Origin of the sequence: Actinomyces bovis, assembly GCF_900444995.1 — a bacterium.
GTDB lineage: Bacteria > Actinomycetota > Actinomycetes > Actinomycetales > Actinomycetaceae > Actinomyces > Actinomyces bovis.
On sequence record NZ_UAPQ01000008.1, the window covers coordinates 173,203 to 192,198 of the forward strand.

General features: G+C 63.0%; 18 protein-coding genes. 10 read left to right on the top strand and 8 right to left on the bottom strand.

From position 1 onward, the window contains the following. The first annotated feature begins 65 nt into the window (after positions 1 to 65). Positions 66 to 1,718: a tRNA (N6-isopentenyl adenosine(37)-C2)-methylthiotransferase MiaB gene (miaB, locus tag DR039_RS07795; protein WP_111836820.1), complete on the top strand. Its 1,653-nt coding sequence runs from the start codon at positions 66 to 68 to the stop codon at positions 1,716 to 1,718. A gap of 667 nt (positions 1,719 to 2,385) precedes the next feature. Continuing rightward, positions 2,386 to 3,483, top strand: coding sequence for a hypothetical protein (locus tag DR039_RS07800; RefSeq protein WP_111836821.1), 1,098 nt, complete (start codon positions 2,386 to 2,388; stop codon positions 3,481 to 3,483). Between the two features lie 79 nt (positions 3,484 to 3,562). On the opposite strand, the gene DR039_RS07805 is transcribed toward DR039_RS07800, so the two are convergent. The 4 genes from DR039_RS07805 to DR039_RS07820 form a co-directional block, all read right to left on the bottom strand. Further along, the gene (locus DR039_RS07805) at positions 3,563 to 3,967 is read right to left on the bottom strand and encodes an NUDIX hydrolase (protein ID WP_229116882.1); all 405 of its coding nucleotides are present in this window, start codon (positions 3,965 to 3,967) and stop codon (positions 3,563 to 3,565) included. A gap of 176 nt (positions 3,968 to 4,143) precedes the next feature. Beyond that, positions 4,144 to 4,983 carry a hypothetical protein gene (locus DR039_RS07810; protein ID WP_126622235.1) on the bottom strand — a complete coding sequence of 280 codons (840 nt, stop codon included), beginning with the start codon at positions 4,981 to 4,983 and terminating at the stop codon, positions 4,144 to 4,146. Positions 4,984 to 5,094: 111 nt separating this feature from the next. Continuing rightward, positions 5,095 to 5,682 (bottom strand): type III secretion system chaperone family protein, encoded by a 588-nt coding sequence (locus DR039_RS07815; RefSeq protein ID WP_111836823.1) that lies wholly within the window; start codon positions 5,680 to 5,682, stop codon positions 5,095 to 5,097. Further along, entirely contained in the window at positions 5,679 to 6,161 is a 483-nt protein-coding gene (locus tag DR039_RS07820; protein WP_111836824.1) for a type III secretion system chaperone family protein, read from the bottom strand. The genes DR039_RS07815 and DR039_RS07820 overlap by 4 nt, the downstream gene beginning before the upstream one ends. 67 nt (positions 6,162 to 6,228) lie before the next feature. Here DR039_RS07820 and miaA point away from each other — a divergent pair, with 67 nt between their 5' ends. The 3 genes from miaA to brnQ all read left to right on the top strand — a co-directional run bounded on the left by miaA (position 6,229) and on the right by brnQ (position 9,682). Further along, complete coding sequence (gene miaA, locus DR039_RS07825; RefSeq protein WP_111836900.1) at positions 6,229 to 7,188, top strand: tRNA (adenosine(37)-N6)-dimethylallyltransferase MiaA; 960 nt, start codon at positions 6,229 to 6,231, stop codon at positions 7,186 to 7,188. Between the two features lie 9 nt (positions 7,189 to 7,197). Next, the gene (locus DR039_RS07830; protein WP_111836825.1) at positions 7,198 to 8,172 is read left to right on the top strand and encodes a diaminopimelate epimerase; all 975 of its coding nucleotides are present in this window, start codon (positions 7,198 to 7,200) and stop codon (positions 8,170 to 8,172) included. 160 nt (positions 8,173 to 8,332) lie between these two features. Next, positions 8,333 to 9,682, top strand: a complete 1,350-nt coding sequence (brnQ, locus tag DR039_RS07835; protein ID WP_267489834.1) for a branched-chain amino acid transport system II carrier protein — start codon at positions 8,333 to 8,335, stop codon at positions 9,680 to 9,682. On the opposite strand, the gene DR039_RS07840 is transcribed toward brnQ, so the two are convergent. From DR039_RS07840 to DR039_RS11555, 3 genes are read right to left on the bottom strand one after another with little or no spacing between them, the layout of a single operon-like run. Then, the gene (locus DR039_RS07840) at positions 9,666 to 10,286 is read right to left on the bottom strand and encodes a class I SAM-dependent methyltransferase (protein ID WP_111836826.1); all 621 of its coding nucleotides are present in this window, start codon (positions 10,284 to 10,286) and stop codon (positions 9,666 to 9,668) included. The genes brnQ and DR039_RS07840 overlap by 17 nt on opposite strands. A gap of 22 nt (positions 10,287 to 10,308) precedes the next feature. After that, positions 10,309 to 11,079 carry a hypothetical protein gene (locus DR039_RS07845; RefSeq protein WP_229116884.1) on the bottom strand — a complete coding sequence of 257 codons (771 nt, stop codon included), beginning with the start codon at positions 11,077 to 11,079 and terminating at the stop codon, positions 10,309 to 10,311. Next, positions 11,063 to 11,410, bottom strand: a complete 348-nt coding sequence (locus DR039_RS11555; protein ID WP_229116885.1) for a hypothetical protein — start codon at positions 11,408 to 11,410, stop codon at positions 11,063 to 11,065. The genes DR039_RS07845 and DR039_RS11555 overlap by 17 nt, the downstream gene beginning before the upstream one ends. 309 nt (positions 11,411 to 11,719) lie before the next feature. Between DR039_RS11555 and hflX the strand changes: the two genes are divergently transcribed. The 3 genes from hflX to DR039_RS07860 all read left to right on the top strand — a co-directional run bounded on the left by hflX (position 11,720) and on the right by DR039_RS07860 (position 16,407). After that, entirely contained in the window at positions 11,720 to 13,240 is a 1,521-nt protein-coding gene (gene hflX / locus DR039_RS07850; protein ID WP_229116898.1) for a GTPase HflX, read from the top strand. A 156-nt stretch (positions 13,241 to 13,396) separates the two neighbouring features. Next, positions 13,397 to 15,301: an ATP-dependent DNA helicase gene (locus tag DR039_RS07855; RefSeq protein ID WP_229116899.1), complete on the top strand. Its 1,905-nt coding sequence runs from the start codon at positions 13,397 to 13,399 to the stop codon at positions 15,299 to 15,301. Between the two features lie 116 nt (positions 15,302 to 15,417). Then, the gene (locus DR039_RS07860) at positions 15,418 to 16,407 is read left to right on the top strand and encodes an L-lactate dehydrogenase (RefSeq protein WP_407641282.1); all 990 of its coding nucleotides are present in this window, start codon (positions 15,418 to 15,420) and stop codon (positions 16,405 to 16,407) included. Positions 16,408 to 16,504: 97 nt separating this feature from the next. Here DR039_RS07860 and lexA read toward each other — a convergent pair whose 3' ends face one another. Next, on the bottom strand, positions 16,505 to 17,359 hold the full coding sequence (gene lexA, locus DR039_RS07865; protein ID WP_111836830.1) for a transcriptional repressor LexA: 855 nt from the start codon (positions 17,357 to 17,359) through the stop codon (positions 16,505 to 16,507). Positions 17,360 to 17,576: 217 nt separating this feature from the next. On the opposite strand from lexA, the gene DR039_RS07870 reads away from it, so the two are divergent. Together DR039_RS07870 and nrdR are read left to right on the top strand one after the other, a co-directional pair. Next, entirely contained in the window at positions 17,577 to 18,215 is a 639-nt protein-coding gene (locus tag DR039_RS07870) for a LysM peptidoglycan-binding domain-containing protein (protein ID WP_170166878.1), read from the top strand. A gap of 106 nt (positions 18,216 to 18,321) precedes the next feature. Next, positions 18,322 to 18,789 (top strand): transcriptional regulator NrdR, encoded by a 468-nt coding sequence (gene nrdR / locus DR039_RS07875; protein WP_111836902.1) that lies wholly within the window; start codon positions 18,322 to 18,324, stop codon positions 18,787 to 18,789. Positions 18,790 to 18,996 lie beyond the last annotated feature (207 nt).

Below are 18,996 nucleotides of genomic sequence, written 5' to 3' on the forward strand. Positions count from 1 at the left end.
GCTCCGCCTTCATATGACGCAGCGCATGGGGCCTTCGCTGCAGCAGGTGCGTAAACTCCGCCTCGATGAGCACCACTACTCCCGCCCAGACTGTTGGCCTTGCGCAGGCGCATCCACGCACCTATCACGTGCGCACGTTGGGCTGTCAGATGAATGTTCACGACTCTGAACACATGGCCGGGCTGCTGGAGCAGGCCGGCTATCGCCGCGTCGAGGAAGTGCCTGAGATGGCCGCCCGCGCCACAGAGGCGGGCGATGGTGGCGCCGACGTCGTCATCATCAACACCTGCTCAGTACGTGAAAACGCTGCCACGCGGCTTTTTGGCAATCTGGGACAGCTGGCCGCCGTAAAGCGTGAGCGACCCGGTATGCAAATCGCCGTAGCCGGCTGCCTAGCTCAGCAGATGGGGCAAGGCATCATCGACCGTGCCCCCTGGGTGGACGTGGTCTTTGGTACCCATAACATCGACGTCTTGCCTGCCTTGCTAGAGCGGGCTCGCCACAACGCTGAAGCGGCCGTAGAGCTGGAAGAGTCCCTCAAAGTCTTCCCCTCAACCCTGCCCACCCGCCGCGAGAGCGCCTATGCCGCCTGGGTCTCGATCGCCGTGGGCTGCAATAACACCTGCACCTTCTGCATCGTTCCCTCCCTGCGCGGCAAGCAGCGCGACCGTCGCCCCGGGGAAGTTCTCGCTGAGATTGAAGCGGTGGCTGCGCAGGGGGTCACAGAGGTAACTCTGCTGGGGCAGAACGTGAACTCCTACGGCGTGGGCTTCGGGGATCGGGGAGCTTTTGCCAAACTGCTGCGCGCGGCAGGCAATGTAGAGGGCATTGAGCGCGTGCGCTTCACCAGTCCGCATCCGGCCGCCTTTACCGACGATGTGATTGAGGCCATGGCGCAGACGCCGCAGGTCATGCCCAGCCTCCATATGCCACTTCAGTCTGGTTCTGACCGGGTGCTGCGTGCGATGCGCCGCTCCTACCGTTCTGAACGTTTCCTGGGGATTCTGGGGCGGGCTCGTGCCGCCATGCCGGAGGTGGCCATCACCACTGACCTGATCGTCGGCTTCCCGGGGGAGACCGAGGAAGACTTCCAAGCCACCCTGGACGTAGTGGAGCAGGCGCGCTTCGCCTCCGCCTTCACCTTTGAATACTCGCCACGCCCAGGTACCCCTGCCGCCGACCTGCCGCAGGTTCCGGTGGCGGTGGTCAAGGACCGCTACCGCCGCCTAGATGAATTGGTTCGCCGCATCACGCATGAGGAGAACGTCAAACAGGAAGGTCGCATAGTGGAAGTCCTAGTGGCTGAGGGGGAGGGGCGTCGCGACGGCGTCACCGCTCGTCTCTCCGGGCGTGCTGCGGACAACCGCCTCGTCCACCTAGCCATGCCGGAAGGCCTGCCGGCAGATGACTACGCCGGGGGTGCCCCCCGCCCTGGAGACCTGGTGCAGGTACGAGTTACTCATGGAGCACCGCATCACCTGATCGCAGACTCGGCCCGTTGTGGGCGTGGACTCAGCGAGGCTGAAGCCTCCGCCAATGCCGCCCTGCCGGCGGGAGATCGAGTCTGGTACGACGACGGGCCGATGCTTTTCAAAGTGCGTCGCACCCGCGCGGGGGACGCCTGGGAGAGGCGGCAGCGTGAGGCTCGCAGTGAGCCGGAGCCGGAGACAGCCCCAGTTAGCTTGGGATTGCCGGCCCTACGTGTGCGCCGGGGCTGAAGTCTCACGCTTCGAATCTGTCGGGTTTTTGTTATGTAGTTGAGATATGCGCAAGGCTTTCGTTGCCGGAGTCGACCAAGAAGTGGGACTAAAGTCCCGGTGATTCAGAAAGCTTATGTTTCTCGTGTGGCTTGCGTGACTGCTGTGTCTATTGTGACTAGGGGTGTCTTGCCGGTTGTTGAGAGTCGTTACTAGACGTGACAGGGTTGGTTTGGTGAGTTCATGAGCTCGCCCATTCCCCTGAAGTACTCCAGCCGGAGCGCTCGCACATCCCACCCCGAGTCCCCAGACAATGGGGTGCAACCCGACGGGAACCCATATGAAACGCCGTATTCCATTCGCATTGCTGACGACAATAGCCCTCAGCCTAGGCGCTGTGGCACAGGCTGCAGAAGTTACGAGCCCGGAAGGCCCTCTTACGAAGGTCGAAATCTCCACAACTCTCAACTGCGCTGTGAACTACCTGGGAGACGTAAGTGGTGAGTTCTATCGCGACACGGCCTGTGGCACTCTGCTGGCAGTAGGAGATCAACTCTATGGGCCGAAACATATCCCAGCGGGGTCCAGTGCTGTACGAAAGTATTGGACTCCGGTAAGTCAAAAGACCAGTGGCTCAGGAACGTCCGCAGACCCATTCACCATCACCACCGTCGTCTCAGGCGGCTCGATGCAGGTGACCCAGGTCGATACCTACGTCAAGGGCGCCAAGTCGTACAACACAACCACAACTGTTACGAACACCGGCAGCAAAGCGGCCCAGGCGGTGCTTTACCACGGCGCAGACTGCTACCTGCAGGATGACGACCGGGGGTGGGGTGAGTATGACGCCGCCAAGCAGTCAGTGATTTGTCGCGCCAAGGACAATGAGGGCAAGAAGTCCACGAATGGGCGCATCGAGGAGTTCGTTCCAACCACCGATGGCTCCAACTACTTCTACGGTTTCTACCGCAATGTTTGGGAAACCATTGCCACCAAGCAGCCCCTGCCGAATAAGCTAGAGGGTGCGGATGAATACCAAGACAACGGCATGGCGCTCAGCTGGAACTTGAACCTGAGTGCTGGTGAATCCAAGTCCTATTCCATGATCACGAACTTCTCACCCCTTGGTGAGGTGGCGCTACCCACCAAGATTCAAGCCGCTGCAGATTCCGCCAACAAGAACCAACACCTGGTCACCGCCACGATCACTAACCCCAATTCCAAGGCTTTGGATGCCAAATCTGCCACGGTCGTGCTGCCTGAGGGGATCAGCTATGTGGCTGGCTCAGTTCAAGGGGCCGGAGCGCCTACGGTTAACCAGGCGCAAGGCGGCAAGACTGAATTGGTCTTCCCCGCCTTCAAACTGGCTGGAAACGGTGCAGATGTCACCTTCACCTTTAAGGTCAGTGGTGCCGTTAGCCAAGAGGCGACCCTGGAGTTGAAGGGTGAAACCGTCCAGGGCGTGCCGGTGGTTGGTTCCAGCACCACTATTGCCGCCACCGCGCCCAGCCCTAGTCCCACGCCCACACCGTCCATGACGCCTACGGCCTCGCCGACTCCTGCGGCTACCCCCACGCCAAGCAGTGAAGCGACTCCTAGCGTCGCACCAACCACCACGGCACCCGCGCCAAGTCCTCAGCCCACAGTGATGGCATCTCCAGCGCCGACGGCAAAGCCTGCCAAGAAGGGGCTAGCTGTCACCGGTGTCAACCTGGGGGTCGGCGCTGTAGCGCTCGGCGTCGCAGCTCTGGGTGGAGTGCTGCTGCTCCGCCGTCGAAAGGCCTGATAGCGAGCCATGACCGCGCGGCGCCGTCAGAGGCAACTGCCACTGACGGCGCCGAATGCGGCATTATCCCAGCGTGCGCTCACCGGCTTTGCTGCCGCAAGAGCTTCATGATCTCTACCGTCAGTGGTGCAAGGTCCCCAGGCTCCGCCCCGCTCAACTCCTGCCAGCGGGCCTCTGCAACCTCCGCACAGGGGCGCACGCCAGCCACATACGGGTGCTCGAAGACCGAGGCGATCAAAGTGGTCCCGGCCTCATTCGCGGCCAAAGTAGTGAACTCTCCCCAGTCCCGCATACGCGCTGGCTCCAGTTCCACTGCCAGCTCTTCAGCCGCTTCTCTAATGGCCGTCCTCAGTGCATCCTCGCCCGGCTCAGGCTTGCCTCCCGGCAACATAAACCTGCTAGTGCCCCGTTTCCTGACCGTCAGCAGCCTGCCACTGGGGTCCTGCATAATCACTGCGCTCACGACGATGCTTTGAGGGGCCACAGGCAGAGCCTAACGCGCTCCCACAGCCTCCAGTTCCGCCGGTCTCCAGTCAGTTGAAGGAGCGCCCCAGCACCTTCACAGTGAAGTCCTTGGGATCTGCGGTCGGCTCAATTACCAGCCAGGTGTTGTAACCCTCAGCCCGGCTTGACGGGACCTTAGCTTCAACTCCCGAGGTGTCAATGCCGCTCGCAGAGGCCCACGCAACCTGTCTGGATATGGCTCAGCGTCTCACCACTGGTGCGCTTGGCCACGAGCGTGTCATCGCCCGAGGCAGCAGCATCAAAGAAGGCCTGTACTTCGGCTTGATCCGGAGCCGCCACCTCACCAGAGGGCGTGGAGAAGCTCAGTGCAGTTACCGCAAAGCCTGCGCCAGTCCATTTGACGGTCTCCTGGGCCCTACCGGTCTTAGCCCCTGCATGAGAGCTGTCATCACCCAGCACCTCAATGCCGGATACCGCAAAAGTAAATGTGTCTCCGGAAGCTTGCAGTTCCTCCATCCGGTAGCTGTCAAAGCTCGCGGGTAGGCGCTGTGCAGTTCCGCCCCACTGCTCCAGCGAACCCAGCAGCTTCAGGTCCTGGTCGTAGATGGCGAGCGAGTCATGAATGTAATTGCCGCCTGCACCACAACTGAACAGCACCATGGTGGCCGGACCGTTTGCAAGGGTCACTGAGGTTGCTGGAGACATAGTGACCTTGCTGCCAGGCTGGGGGCCAAGGGCTTCAGAACTAGTGAAGGCCACCTGGCTGCCAGCGCCAGCCAGAGCAAAATCTGCGCATAACCGTGGCACATCAAGGGTGGAATTAGAGAGGTCAGGGGTGCTTAGGGCGCTCTCAGTGGCCGTTGGCGTGGAGCCGACGGCGTCGCTAGGTGTTGCAGTACTGGTCTGTGAAGAAGCAGATGTGCTGCTCCCTGAGGCCTTGGCGCCTCCGCCAGAGCCGCCACAACCGGCAGTTGCTAGCAGGGCTGCTGATACCAGGACAGACAAGGTCATTCGGAGCCGGGACTGGGTTTGCATAGCGCTCACCTTCGATCGCAGTTATCCGCAACCCTTCTATGATAAAAGTCAGAAGTAGCTAAAGGGACTGAATCATTAAACCATTTGTCAATGAGCGGCCCAGGGGCATTGTTACAACTCGGGAAGCAAAGGCCCCACGCTCGCCAGAGCCTGCGTGCATGAGGCCAGTGCCCGTTCCAAATGCAAACGCAGCTGACGGTCAGTGACCCCAGAGCCCAGATCCACCAGGTAGCTAGCTCGCACCAGCACGCCCTCATCCGTGTCTAGCACACAAACCGTAGGGAAGAACTTATCCCGATTCCAGTCGTTAACCGAGGCCGCAATCTCATCGCGCTGGGAGGAAGGAGCGGGCTCCGGCCAGTCTCCGGCAATCAACAACCAAGCCGGGCAACCCTCAAGCTCCTCAATCAGGAAAGGGAAAGAATCCCAAGAGCCCACCAGGCTCACATGGCCATCATCCTCCTGCCGCTGTACGTGGTAGTCCAGATCGGCGATGAGTTTCTCCAGGCGTTCCAGGGTGAAAGGACGAGTGGTCTCCAAACGCCGTGATACGGCATGTGCCGGAGTGGGGGAGTGAGGGCGGGAACTGCCGGTCTTCAGATTCGATGCGTTTGACCTAGGGGTGGGGCTAGGCGACTGTCTGTGCTCACCCGGATGTGGTGAGATGAACTCGCGCAGCAACTTACCGAGCCAACTCATGATCCCTCCGGCACACGCAAGGGGTCAGGGAAAACGTCCTCAGCATGCCGCATTAAGGCCACGATGAAGCGGCAACCAATGAACACAAAGTCCTCCAGCTGCGCGTCAGTCATACCCGCCTCAAGTGGCATAGTCACCTCACCGTGCAAACGCACCATGCCGCCATCAGACACGGTCAGATACGCCTTGGGGCCGAGCTTCGAAACATTCCAATCCTCAACCAGCGTCCGCAACTTGGCCAAGTGCTCAATCGTGGCGATGCGATGCCAAGCGCCACGGACTTGAATAGCCCGGGTGTCCTGGAAAACTACGTGAACTGTCACGTACCGCCAAGGAATGCCAACGTCCCCCTCATCGTCCACAAAATGGCGCAATCCCAGTGACTTAACAACCGCCAGCACTCGCGAGACGTCAACCGGCGTCGGCACCGCAGGTCGCGGTGTCTCAGTTCCGGCGGCAGCAGGCGAAGGAGAGGGCATAGGCACAGCCTAACTGGCGGGATGCGTATCAGGGCATCCCAGAGCTCCCACTGTCTAACCTGTGACCGTGAGCAAACGCGTAGCAGTAGTCGGCCCGACTGCCGCCGGCAAGTCAGACCTAGCCCTGGAACTAGGGGAACACTTGGGTGGCCCAAAGGGGGTAGAGATCATAAACGCCGATGCCTCCCAGCTCTACCAAGGCATGGACATCGGCACCGCCAAGCTCTCAGTCCAACAGCGCCGCGGCTTCCCCCACCACCAGTTGGATGTGCTCACCGTCCGCGAGGCAGCCAGCGTGGCCGCCTACCAACGTCACGCCCGCACTGACCTGCACGGCATCGCAGAACGGGGGCGGCGCGCGATCATTGTTGGCGGCTCAGGTCTATACGTGCGCGCGATAACCGACGCCCTAGACTTCCCCGGCACAGACTCTGCCGTGCGCGCAAGCTTAGAGGAGCGCGCCCAGCGGGAAGGAACCCGCGCGCTGTGGGAAGAACTCGCCACCACCGATCCCGCCAGCGCCAAACGCATTGAGCCAGCCAACACCCGCAAGATCGTGCGTGCCCTAGAGGTAGTGCAGGTCACCGGCCGTCCCTTCTCTGCCACCCTTCCCGCCTACACCGACGCCGTCCCTACCATCCATCTGGCCCTGCGCCCCCCACGCGCGGCGCTTAACACCCGGATCAACACCCGCGCCCAAGCGATGTTTGACGGCGGGCTGTTGGAAGAGACAGCAGCCCTGGTGGACCTGGGCCTGCGCGAGGGGCCCACCGCCTCCCGCGCCATCGGTTACGCGCAGGCGCTCGCGGTCCTAGTGGGCGCTATGAGCCTGCCTGAAGCCGTGGAAGCCACGGCTGCGGCCACCCGCAAGCTCGCCTCCCGCCAGATCAAATGGTTCCGCCGCGACCCTCGCCTGCACTGGATAGACGTCGACCTAAAGGACGACGGCACCATGCCCACAGGGGAGTGGGAGCGCGTGACCGAAGTGGCATTAAGCCTGGTTCAGGCTGCCGACCCCGTCGCATAGGCTTGGCACATGACCAAGCAGCAGCCAGGTGAGGCCTCAACAGCGGCCCTCAGAGGCCTTGAGCTCCTCAAGGGCCACAGCACTGGCAAAGACTTTCTGCTGCTGATAGACCCGGACTGCCAGGTATCTCTGACTTCCGGCCAGGTGGCCTCCATCTGTAATCGCCGCACCGGCATCGGCGCAGACGGATTTGTGCGTGTGGCGCGTACCAGCGCTTTGCCCGGCGCCGAGGCCTTTGCAAAGGCTGTGCCTGAGGCACAGTGGTTCATGGACTGCTACCAGGCTGACGGCTCCGTGGCCGAGATATGTGGCAATGATTCCGAGCTCTTCGCTCATGTACTTGACGCCGAAGGGCTGTGCCCAATTCCGGATGGCGGCAGCCTCATCATTGCTACCCGCAGCGGTGCGCGCGCTATCACCCGTGCCGGCGAGCTATGGACCGTGGATATGGGGTCGGCCACTTTAAGGCGCCCTGAGGGGGCCGTGGCGGATGCAAGCCTGGAGGGCTGGGACACCCTGGTGGAGCTCCCTGGTCTGGATGGTCATCGGGCTGCTCTAAGCCTTAGCCTGCCCACCGCCCACGTCGTCGTCGCCCTAGCTGATGAAGCCGAACTGGACTCCGTTGACTTCGCCGGGCTCACCGGTTCTGAAACGCTTGACCTGCTGCCGGTTCCCCCGGATGGAAGCAACCTCGATGTCGTGGTGCCCCTAGGCGCGGATGAAGAGGATGGTGCTCTAGTAGGGCGTGCGCGAGTGCGCAGTCTGGAGCACGGCGTGGGTGAGGCTCAATCCAGTGGCACCGGATGCTGCGCCGTCGCCGTCGCCTTGCACGAATGGGAAGGCGAGGGGGCTCCTCAGGACTACCTGTTGGAGGTGCCCGGAGGCAGCCTAGGCGTGCACGTAGGCACAGACCCCTGGGCCCCCGGAGCCACCGTGCTGCTCACCGGCCCCGCCCAAATCACCGGCCGCATCACCTTGGCCTGAAAACAACCACCTGACCGTTTCCACCAGGATCGTCCAGGTTCAAGAAGAACACCGACAACCGGAGTGATTGAGTCACTTGACTGCCCCACACGCAAAAGCAAATGTCAGTAATGAGAACGCCAAGAGCTCTGACGCCAGGCGGGCGCCAGGCGGCGGCGCCCTGCTCACCACCGGGCTAATGCTCTTCGCCCTGTTCTTCGGCGCTGGCAACTTGATCTTCCCGCCGGTGCTCGGCGCCAGCTCAGGGCGACACCTGCCCCTGGTCATGATCGGCTTCCTCCTTACGGGCGTGCTCATGCCGCTGATCTCCCTGATCGCCGTATCCACCTCCGGTGAGGGAGTACTGGGCCTAGCAAATCGCGTGGGCAAAGTCTTTGGCATGGCGATGCCCGCCGCCGTCTACCTAGCTATCGGCCCGCTCTATGCCATTCCGCGCGTCGCCACGGTCTCCTACGAGCTGGCCACCAAACCAGTGCTTGAGCTAATGGGGCTCAGCGGAGGCCAACTCGCCCTAGCTGCACACGCGCTGGTGTTCTTTTCGGTGACCCTGTACCTGGCCATCACCCCCTCAAAGCTGGCAGACCGGGTAGGTAAGTTCCTGACGCCAGCCCTGCTCGGACTGATTGCTGTGCTTTGTACTGCGGTGCTGCTCCGCGGGCAGACGGTGGCCCGTGAGGCCGTGGAGCCTTTTGCTACCAGTCCTATGACCACTGGCCTGACCCGCGGCTACTTCACCATGGATGTGCTGGGGGCGATTGTCTTTGGGATCGTGGTGATCTCCGCAGTGCGTGAGCAAGGATTCGTGGGCACACGGCAGGTTATGCGGGCCACCAGTGGGGCCGCTGTCATATCTGCCGTGTTACTTGGTTTGGTTTACGGCGGGCTGGCTTTGGTGGGCGCCCGAGTATCAGGAGACCCGAGTGATGGCACCGCCTTGCTGCGTGCCGCCTCAACCATGGCCTTGGGCACCACCGGCACGCTCGTTTTCGCGGCCATTGTCCTGTTGGCATGCTTGACCACTGCGGTTGGTCTGATGGCTGCTTGGGCCGGCTACGGAGTCTCCAAGTTGCCAACACTAAGCTTTGCGCGCCATGTGGTGGTGGGCACGGTGGTGGCCTTTGCCTTGGCTAACCTAGGGCTGACCTTGATCCTGCGGATCGTTTCCCCGGTGACGCTGCTGCTCTACCCGATCACCATTGCTCTAGTGGTGGTGACTATTTTGGACACTGTGGCTCCAGGTCACCTGCGCCTGACTTACCAGGGGGCGACGGCGACGGCGGCCGTGCTCGGGGCGGTTTCGGCATTGGCTGACATTGGGGTAAAAGCCCCCAGTGAATTGCTGGCCCGCACCGGCCTGTGGAATGACGCCACCGGCTGGATTCTTCCCACTGTGTTAGTGGCTGCGGTATGCCTGGCCTTGGATGTACGCGCAGGCCGTTGGAGCACCCCGGCCTCTGACCAATCGGGCGTCACGGAGCAAGTTGAGCGGGCTGTTACTGGTCAGGGTTGAGCACCCGGAGCACTCGGAAGCCCTTGGAGGAAGCCGCTTTCTGTACTTCGAAGCCCTGCTCTCCCAGCCACTTGGCTAGCGAATCCGCCCCCAAGTTCTTGCCCACCACCAGCCAGGCTTCGCCGTCAGCAGCTAGCAGTGGTAGCCAGCTGAGCAGCAGTTCATGCAGTGCCTCTTTGCCGATGCGCACCGGCGGGTTGGACCAGATCAGGTCCAGGCGGGTGTCATTGGCCTGCAGCTCGGAGCGCAAGGCCTCCGCCGGGACCGCCCGCACATTAGTGTAGCCATGGGCGACGGCGTTGCGCGCGGTGAGATCCAGCGCCCGCTCATTTACATCCGCCGCCAGTACGGTGGCCGCAGGAGCCGCATCTGCCAAGGCTAAGGTTATAGGGCCCCAACCACATCCCAGGTCTAGGAAAGTGCCACGGGTTGGAGGCTCTGGCACCTGGTCAAGCAGCACCTGCGTGCCCTTGTCCAGGCGGTCCGAGGAGAAAACCCCAGAGGCCGTGGTTACCTTAAACTCGCGCCCCCGGATGGTGAAGACATGCTGGCGTTCTGCGGCCTCAGTAGCCGGGGAGGCGGTGAAGTAGTGCTGCTCGCTCACGTTCTGAGAGTAACGCCTGCCCTCAGGCTGCCCGGCGTGCCAGCAGCGGCGTCAGGGACAGCATGACCGTAAGGAGTAGTACCACGATAACCACCCGCGCTGCCTCGACGCCGTCGGCACTTGGAGCCACCACAGCGGTAACGAAAGTGCCCAGTGCTGCGCCTCCCACTGCTCCACCAACCGTCACCGATGTAGCGATCCGGGCCTGTGAGATGCAGTCCGCTGGTAGGTCCAACTCATTGGGATCGGTGACGCAGCGGGTCAAGGTGTCCTGATGGGTCCAGCCCATACCGGCCCCCATTAGCGCCCACCCTAAATGTAATCCCCACCAGGGCAACACCGCCCCCAGGGCAGCGGCCACCGCGCAGCCACCCAGGCCAAAAAGCACAGCAGCCGCCACCGTGCGGCGTCCGTAAACCAGGGCGTTCTCAGCAGGGTGAGCGCCACACCACATGGCCACCACACTCCAGCAAAGGCCCGCGCTGGTCAGTGCCCAGCCGATGGCCCCGGGAGTCAATCCCAGCACGTCATGGGCAGCAGGGGAAATCAGGTAGTCCAAGGAAAAATAGGCGCCGCTGAGCCAAGTAAGCACGGCCAGGGCAGCAGGCCGGCCCCGCAAGACCTGAGTAACCCCGGCAGGAAAGACGCGCGCGCAAGCCCATACGATCAAGACCCCAGCTAAAACGCTGGCCATCCAGAAGCGGTAGGAGGAGGCCGAGAAGGCCCCCAGCAAGGCCACACCTGTGGCCAGCGCGATAGCAGGGAGCCAGGGTGCGTCATCGTCCGAGTGCACGTGCAGGTCCCGGATCGTGCGTGCAGCGGCAGACCGCGCGAGCACCAGTAGCGGCAGGTAGCCCACCAGGGCCCAGCATCGCCCCGCCCAAGGGCATGGTCAGGAAGGCCGGTACCTGGGCCGCGGCTGTAACCAGACCGTACTGATCACGTGCCCCCAGCTCCGTGGCCATAAAAGGCAACACCATCTGCCCCACATAGACCTGCATGCCGGTTAGCAACTCCACCGCCAACATCGCCAACGCCAGATGTCCCGTGCGGGTAGTGAGCACGGACCGCAGCGAGAGGGAGGGGAAGGGCAACGCTGCGTCTGGGCTATCGGGCTGGCTCACAAGCAGAGCCTAGCCAGCCCAGTTAGGCAGGTGGCAGGCCCCACATTGGCCCGGTGGGCTAGGCGGCGCTACGATGCCGCCCATGTGGAACCTCCGTATGCGCTGAGCCGGGAACGGCGCCGCGCCAAGACGCCAAACCAGAACCGCCCCCAATGTGGGTCCGTAGAGCCTCGCTCCGGACCACCGCACGCATACGCAAAGGACCCCTTCTTGACCAACCAGTCTATTAATCCACAATCAGTTTCTGCCGATCCCGGTGCCGCCCCGGACAGCGTTGCCGCTCCTAGTGCCGCACCTACCGCGGAGGACATCGTCAGCCGCATCCTGTCCCGCCAAGGCACTGCCCTAGCCTCCACCGCCGGCGAACACGAGCACCGTGAACTCTCCGACGACGGGGCTCTGGAACGTGAGGCTCGCGCAGGCACCCGCCGTGTCGCCTCCCTGTCCACTGAGCTGGAGGACGTAAGTGAGGTTGAGTACCGGCAGATCCGCCTAGAAAAAGTGGTGTTGGTGGGGCTGGACTTACCGCAGGCCACTGGTGCCAGTGCTTCTGTCCTGGATGCTGCCGATGCCCAAGACGCAGCAACCTCGCTAGCGGAACTCGCCGCTCTGGCCGAGACCGCGGGATCAGAGGTCCTAGACGCCCTGATCCAGAAACGCGATCACCCTGACCCAGCCACCTACCTGGGCTCCGGCAAAGCCAAAGAACTCGCCGAGATGGTGCGCGCTGCCGGAGCAGACACGGTCATCGTGGACTCCGAGCTGGCACCTTCACAGCGGCGCGCCCTGGAAGACACGGTGGGAGTCAAAGTAGTTGACCGCACTGCCTTGATCCTGGACATCTTCGCCCAGCACGCCAAGTCCCGGGAAGGCAAAGCCCAGGTGGAGCTAGCGCAACTCGAGTACTTGCTGCCACGCCTACGCGGTTGGGGTGAGTCCATGTCCCGTCAGGCCGGTGGCCGCGTGGCAGGCGGACAGGGCATCGGCTCACGTGGCCCCGGCGAAACCAAGATTGAGCTGGACCGCCGCCGTATCCGCGACCGCATGGCTAAGCTCCGTCGGGAGATTAAGGCCATGGCTTCTTCCCGCGAAGTCAAGCGTGGCTCGCGCCGCCGTGGTCCCATCCCCTCAGTGGCCATCGCCGGATACACCAACGCCGGGAAATCCTCGCTCATGAACGCCCTGACCGACGCCGGTTTGCTAGTTCAGGACGCGCTCTTCGCCACCCTGGATCCGACCGTCCGCCGCGCAGAAACCGCTGATGGGCGCGTCTACACGCTCACCGATACGGTCGGCTTCGTGCGCAATCTGCCACACGGGCTAATTGAAGCCTTCCGCTCTACCTTGGAAGAGGTGGCCGGGGCAGACCTCGTATTGCACGTGGTCGACGCCGCCCACCCTGCCCCCCTGGCCCAGATCGCCGCTGTCCGCCAAGTGCTGACAGACATTCCCGGCGCCCTGGAGGTGCCCGAACTACTGGTTCTCAACAAGGCTGATCTAGCAGACGCCGTCACCCTGGCCGCTCTACGCACCAGGCTGCCGGGTGCCGCTATCGTTTCAGCTCACACAGGTGAGGGAATTGCTGAGTTAGAGGAGCGCATCGCTCAACTCTTGCCTCGTCCCAATGTACAAGTGGATCTGGTGGTGCCCTACTCGCGCGGAGACCTAGTCTCCCGGTTCCACGCAGACGGGGAAATCGACGCCGTCGAGTACGAGGAGGCCGGCACGCGCTTGCGCGGGCGGGTCGACGCGGCCTTGGCCGCAGAGCTCCAGAGTGCCGCCGCAGAGGTGTCAGCGATGCGGGTAGCTGAGGCCGAACAGCTCGCCTGAGACGAGCCGGTGGAATAACGGCAAATGAGTGAGCAGCAGGGCGCCGCCAGCCCGGCCTCAAATGGCGGGGTTGCTGGCGCTGTAGCCCAGGCGGAGGAGGCGCTTGCAGTCGCTGTCACCCGTCTGGGAGGCAGCGCCCGCAGCGGCCAAGTCACCATGACCCAGCGCGTTACGCAGGCCATTGAGTCTGGGGAGCACCTCCTAGTGCAAGCCGGCACCGGCACCGGAAAGTCACTGGGCTACCTAATCCCCGCACTGATCCACGCCGTCGCCACCGGGGAAAGGACGGTGGTATCTACCGCAACCCTGGCACTGCAACGCCAAGTGCTGGTCAAAGATGCTCCCCTGGCCGCTGACGCCGTAGCCCAGGTGACTGGCACCCGGCCAGTAGTCGCCCTGCTCAAAGGTTGGCAGAACTACGCCTGCCTGCACCGAGCGGAGGGCGGCTACCCTGACCAAGAAGAACCCAGCGCCCTCTTTTCCGCCGCCAGCGCCACCACCAGGCGCACTGCGGCCGGCGCCACTGCCAGCCTGGGGGAGCAGGTGGTGCGGTTGCGCGAGTGGGTGCAGGAAACCACCACCGGTGACCGCGACGACCTAGTCCCCGGTGTCTCAGACCGTGCTTGGGCTCAAGTCTCCGTCACCCGCGCTGAATGCATCGGCTCCGCCTGCCCCCTGCGCACCGAATGCTTCCCCGAGCGCGCCCGCGCCGCCGCCGCAGAAGCGGACCTGGTGGTAACCAACCACGCCATGCTTGGTATCGCCAGCGCAGGCAACCCCTCAGTCCTACCCGAGCACCAGGTGTTGGTAGTCGATGAGGCTCATGAACTCACTGACCGGGTTCGCTCCCAAGGCACCGTAACGCTCTCAGCCGGAGCGGTGACCCGGGTAGCCGCCACAGCCAGGAAGCTAGCCGGGGTAGTCGCTGCGGACTTGGAAGAGGCCGGGCAAGCTCTCCAGTTGGCGCTCGCGGCCGTACCCGATGGGCGTCTGACCGCAGGCTTGCCTGAGCCACTTCGGAGCGCTCTAGTGCTGATCGACGCCGCCGCGCGCCAGGTACTGGCCGACGTGCGTGAGCGAGGCAAGGAAGCTGGGGGAACGGTGGGTGCTGACGCTGGCGGCATCGCTCTAGCGCGCACCGCAGTGGCAGAGCTGGTCGACGCCGTCGCACGCATGACCGGCGACTCCGTGGCCAAACACCAAGATGTGGCCTGGTGTGAGCGGCCGAATCGAGGTCAGGACCCGCCCCGCCTGGTGCTGGCGCCAATTGAGGTCGCTGGTTCCGTGGCCGACACCCTGTTGGACGGCAAAGCTGTGGTGCTTACCTCCGCCACCTTGGAACTCGGCGGCAGCTTTGAACCCATGGCCCGGGCACTAGGCCTAACGCTCTGTAAAACAGCATGGGATGGCTTGGACGTTGGCACTCCTTTTGACTACGCCCGTCAAGGCATCCTCTATGTTCCCACCCACTTGCCCCGGCCTGGGCGCGGCGTCAGTCCGGAAGCGCTTGAGGAGATGCTGGAGCTTGCCCTTGCCTCCGGTGGCGGCATGTTGGGCCTGTTCTCCTCGCGCAAGGGTGCGGAGGAGGCCGCCTCGCTGCTGCGCGAGTGCACTGATTTGCCGATCTACGCCCAGGGGGAGGATCAGCTGCCCACACTGGTGGAGGCCTTTGCCGCTGACGATTCCGCTTGCCTGCTGGGCAGCCTCAGCTTGTGGCAGGGCGTGGATGTGCCCGGACGCACCTGTCGGCTGGTGGTTATGGACCGCATCCCCTTCCCTCGGCCCGATGACCCTGTGGCCCAGGCTCGCGCAGAGGCTGTGGACGCGGCCGGAGGCAACGGTTTTATGAGTGTGTCCGCCACGCACGCCGCCCTGATGCTGGCTCAGGGGGCTGGGCGGCTGGTTCGGCGCATGGATGATCGGGGAGTGGTCGCCGTTTTGGACCCGCGGCTGCGTACCGCTCGTTACGGCGGCTTCCTGGCCCGCACCATGCCCCGACTGTGGCCCACCCAGGACCGTGAGGTGGTCATCGGGGCCTTGACCCGGCTTGCCTCAGCCTGATCAGGACGTTGGTTCCCAAGTTTGTGTGACCCGCGCCGCGTACCCTGATAATCAAAGGTGCGCCAACAGCGCCGCCCAAGTACGCCATAAGGAGGAACACTGTGTCAGACACCACGATCACCAACAGCGCCCAAGGCTCCTACCCCATTGGTCAGTCCGGTCGGCCTTCTAAGGTCGCGATCATCGGCGCCGGTGCGGTCGGTTCCACCTTGGCCTATGCCTGCGTGAGCAAGGGGGTGGCGCGGGAGATCGTGCTACAGGACATCGCCAAGGAGAAGGTGGAAGCCGAGGCGCTCGACATCGCTCAAGGCATCCAGTTCACTTCGGCTGGCTCAGTCTCCGGCTCAGACGACCCGGAGATTTGCCGCGGCGCCGACGTCATCGCCATCACTGCCGGTGCCAAGCAAAAGCCAGGCCAGTCTCGCCTAGATCTAGCTGGGGCCACCGTAGGCATCATGGAGAAGATCCTGCCCAAGCTCGTGGAAGTAGCCCCCAATGCGATCTTCGTGCTGGTGGCTAATCCTGTGGACGTGGTGACCTACTGCTCCAAGAAAATCACCGGGCTGCCTGACAACCAGATCTTCGGCTCTGGCACGGTGCTGGACACCGCCCGCATGCGTTACCTCGTCTCCCAGGAGACCGGCACTGCCACGCAGAATATCCACGGTTACATCGCCGGTGAGCACGGCGACTCTGAGGTGCCTTTGTGGTCCTCCACCCAGATTGGCGGCGTGCCCATTACCCAGTGGGGGCGCACGCAGGACGGTGGGATCTTCGATCAGGAGAAGCGGGACCAGATCGCCTACGACGTCGTGCGTTCGGCCTACCGGATCATTGAAGGCAAGGGTGTCACCAACTACGCCGTCGGTTTGGCAGTGCAGCGGATCATCGGTGCCGTGCTGAATGACGAGCAGCGCGTGCTGACCATCTCCCCACTGCTGAGCAACTGGCACGGCATCTCTGATGTCTGCATGGCGGTGCCCACCATCGTGGGCCGCGAAGGCGCGGGGAGGCGCCTGGAGTTGCCGCTGACCCTAGATGAGCGTGACCGCCTCACAGCCTCTGCGGAGCGTCTGCGCGAGGTTTCGCGCGGGCTAGGGTACTGAGACCGGGAAGAGTCCTTGCAGATAGCAAGTGCCTGGCTGTGGGAGATTCACTCCTCAGCCAGGCACTTGCTTGTGGAAGCTCGTTTTGGGGCGTGCCTCAGAGCGCCCGCAACACAGTTACGACCTTGCCCATGATGGTGGCTGTGTCACCCGGAATAGGGGCGTAATCGGGGTTGCGAGGCAGGAGCCACTGGTGGCCGTCCTTGCGGGAGAGCACCTTGACTGTGGCAGAGGCGCCGTCAACGTCTTCAATCATCGCGGCCACGATCTCGCCGTTTGCGGCGTCTGGCTGGGAGCGCACCACCACCCAGTCGCCGTCACAGATCGCAGCCTCAAGCATGGAGTCCCCGTGCACCTCCAGCATAAAGAGTTCACCGTCACCAGTGAGGCGGCGGGGGAGGGCTAGGACATCCTCCACCTCCTGCTCAGCCAGGATCGGGGATCCTGCGGCAATGCGTCCCACCAGCGGAACTGCCACAGCCTCGCCTGCGGCAATGCCGGGCAGGGCCGGCAGGGCGGATGCGGTGGCTATGGGTGGCGGAGGCAGGGTGACGACCGGACCGTGTGAGCCTGCGGGAGAAGGTTCTGTTTGCTGAGAGCTTTCCGGCTGCTGCGGCGCTCCGGACTGTGGGGGAGGTTCAGGTAGACCAGGTTCTACATCCAGCACCTCAAGTGCCCGGGGCCGATTCGGGTCGCGGCGTACCAAGCCAAGTCGCTCTAGTTTGTCCAATTGGTGCTTCACGGAAGAGGGACTGGTTAGCCCGACCGTCTTACCGATTTCTCGCATGGATGGCGGGTAGCCGTGGTCACGAACGGCGTCGCGCACGGCAAGGTAAACCGCTCGGGAACGACTGTCCAAGCCCTCCACTATTTGCGCAGGGGTTACTCCGGGGGCAGTCACACCTGGGGTGGATGAGCTGAACTGTTGGTGCTGCTTGCCGATCAAAGTCATCTCCTCCTGCAGTGCCGTCAGGCACTCCGCTCAGAGTCCCCAAAAGCTGATGTGTGCACGAATTCGTGTCAGTGGTCTGTGGTGACCTTGACATATCAACCCTACGGGCCCGTACAACACTTTTCAAACATGTGTTCGAAAGATGCTGGACGTGTCGCCCTTGGTTCGCTAGTCTATCGAACAGTTGTTCGTCGAACATATGTCCAGGAGGATGCTGATGAGCGCCATGGTGATCCCAGTGCAGGCTTCGCGTGAGGAAGCTGCTGCTTCTGTGGCCGCAGCGCCCATTAGGGCTAAGCGTGTCCGCCCGTCCCATTTGCGTCTGGTCACCCCTGACTTCGTGCCAGAGTCCGCGCCTCGCCCAGCACTTGTCTCAGCGACGGTATCGCTGCCGGCGGCGCTCAAACCTGCTGTGCCAGCGGCGCGTCGCGTTAGGGCTGAGCAAAACCTGATCGCGGCGGCTAAGGTGCCTCAGCGGCCAGCTCGCGAAGTGAAGGCAAGGGTGGGAGTGGCTTCAAAGCAGGGTGACGCCGTAGCGGCAGTGCCCGCCCAAGAAGTGTCAAAGCTTGGATTCCTGGCCGCTCTACCTGGATGGCTGCGGGTACTGGTAGCTGGTGCGCTGGTGACCGTGGCGATCGTGGCCACTGCATGTGCTGGCGCCATCACCGCCGCCATCATTGCTGAGCCGGTGCAAACCACCACTGCGGTAGTTCAGTCTGGTCAGAGCCTATGGGATGTAGCGGCTGCAACCGGTGCCGCGGATGTCCCGGAAGCAGTTGCCCAGATTCGCGAGCTCAATGGGCTGCGGGACTCCGTGTTGCAGCCTGGTCAGAGGCTGCTGGTTCCGGTTGGCTGAGACTGCTGCGAGGTGCTGCGGTAGCCTTGTGCTTAGCCGGATGGTGGAAGTGCCTGCAATCTCCTGTCAGTGGGGAATCGCCGCCGGCGGGAATGAGGAGTACGCCGTGCACTGTCCTTTCTGTCGCAATGACGGCTCACGGGTGGTGGACTCTCGTACCTCTGATGACGGCACCAGCATCCGACGGCGTCGCGAGTGCACGCAGTGCGGTAGGCGCTTTTCGACGGTGGAGACGGCCAGCCTCTCTGTGCGCAAACGCTCCGGTGCTGTAGAGCCTTTCAACCGCGCCAAGGTCATCGTTGGAGTGCGCCGGGCCTGTCAAGGGCGGCCCGTCTCAGATGACGACCTGGCCTTGCTGGCCCACAGGGTTGAAGAAACCGTGCGGGCCTCCGGTCAGGCTCTGGTTGACTCTCAGGATATTGGTACTGCGATCCTCGGTCCGCTGCGTGAGCTAGATGAGGTCGCTTATCTGCGCTTCGCTTCGGTCTACTCCTCCTTTGACACCTTGGAAGACTTCGCAGCTGCAATCGACGAGCTCCGCAAGCAGCGCGAAGGGGCGGCTCCAAAAGACTGAGGGGCGCTCAGCAGGTCCCTGGTTGGTGTGGCAGGCAGGGCTGTGCTACCTGCGTCTGTCATGGGTGTCCGTCGAATCTCTGGAAAGAAACTGAGTCTGCCGCTTGCGCCAAAGATACTAAACGGCTTTTGTGGCTGTTTCCACACATGAACCTACCGATCGTGGTTATGCTCGTCTCGCCTGTAGGCGGCAAACACGGGGACAGCC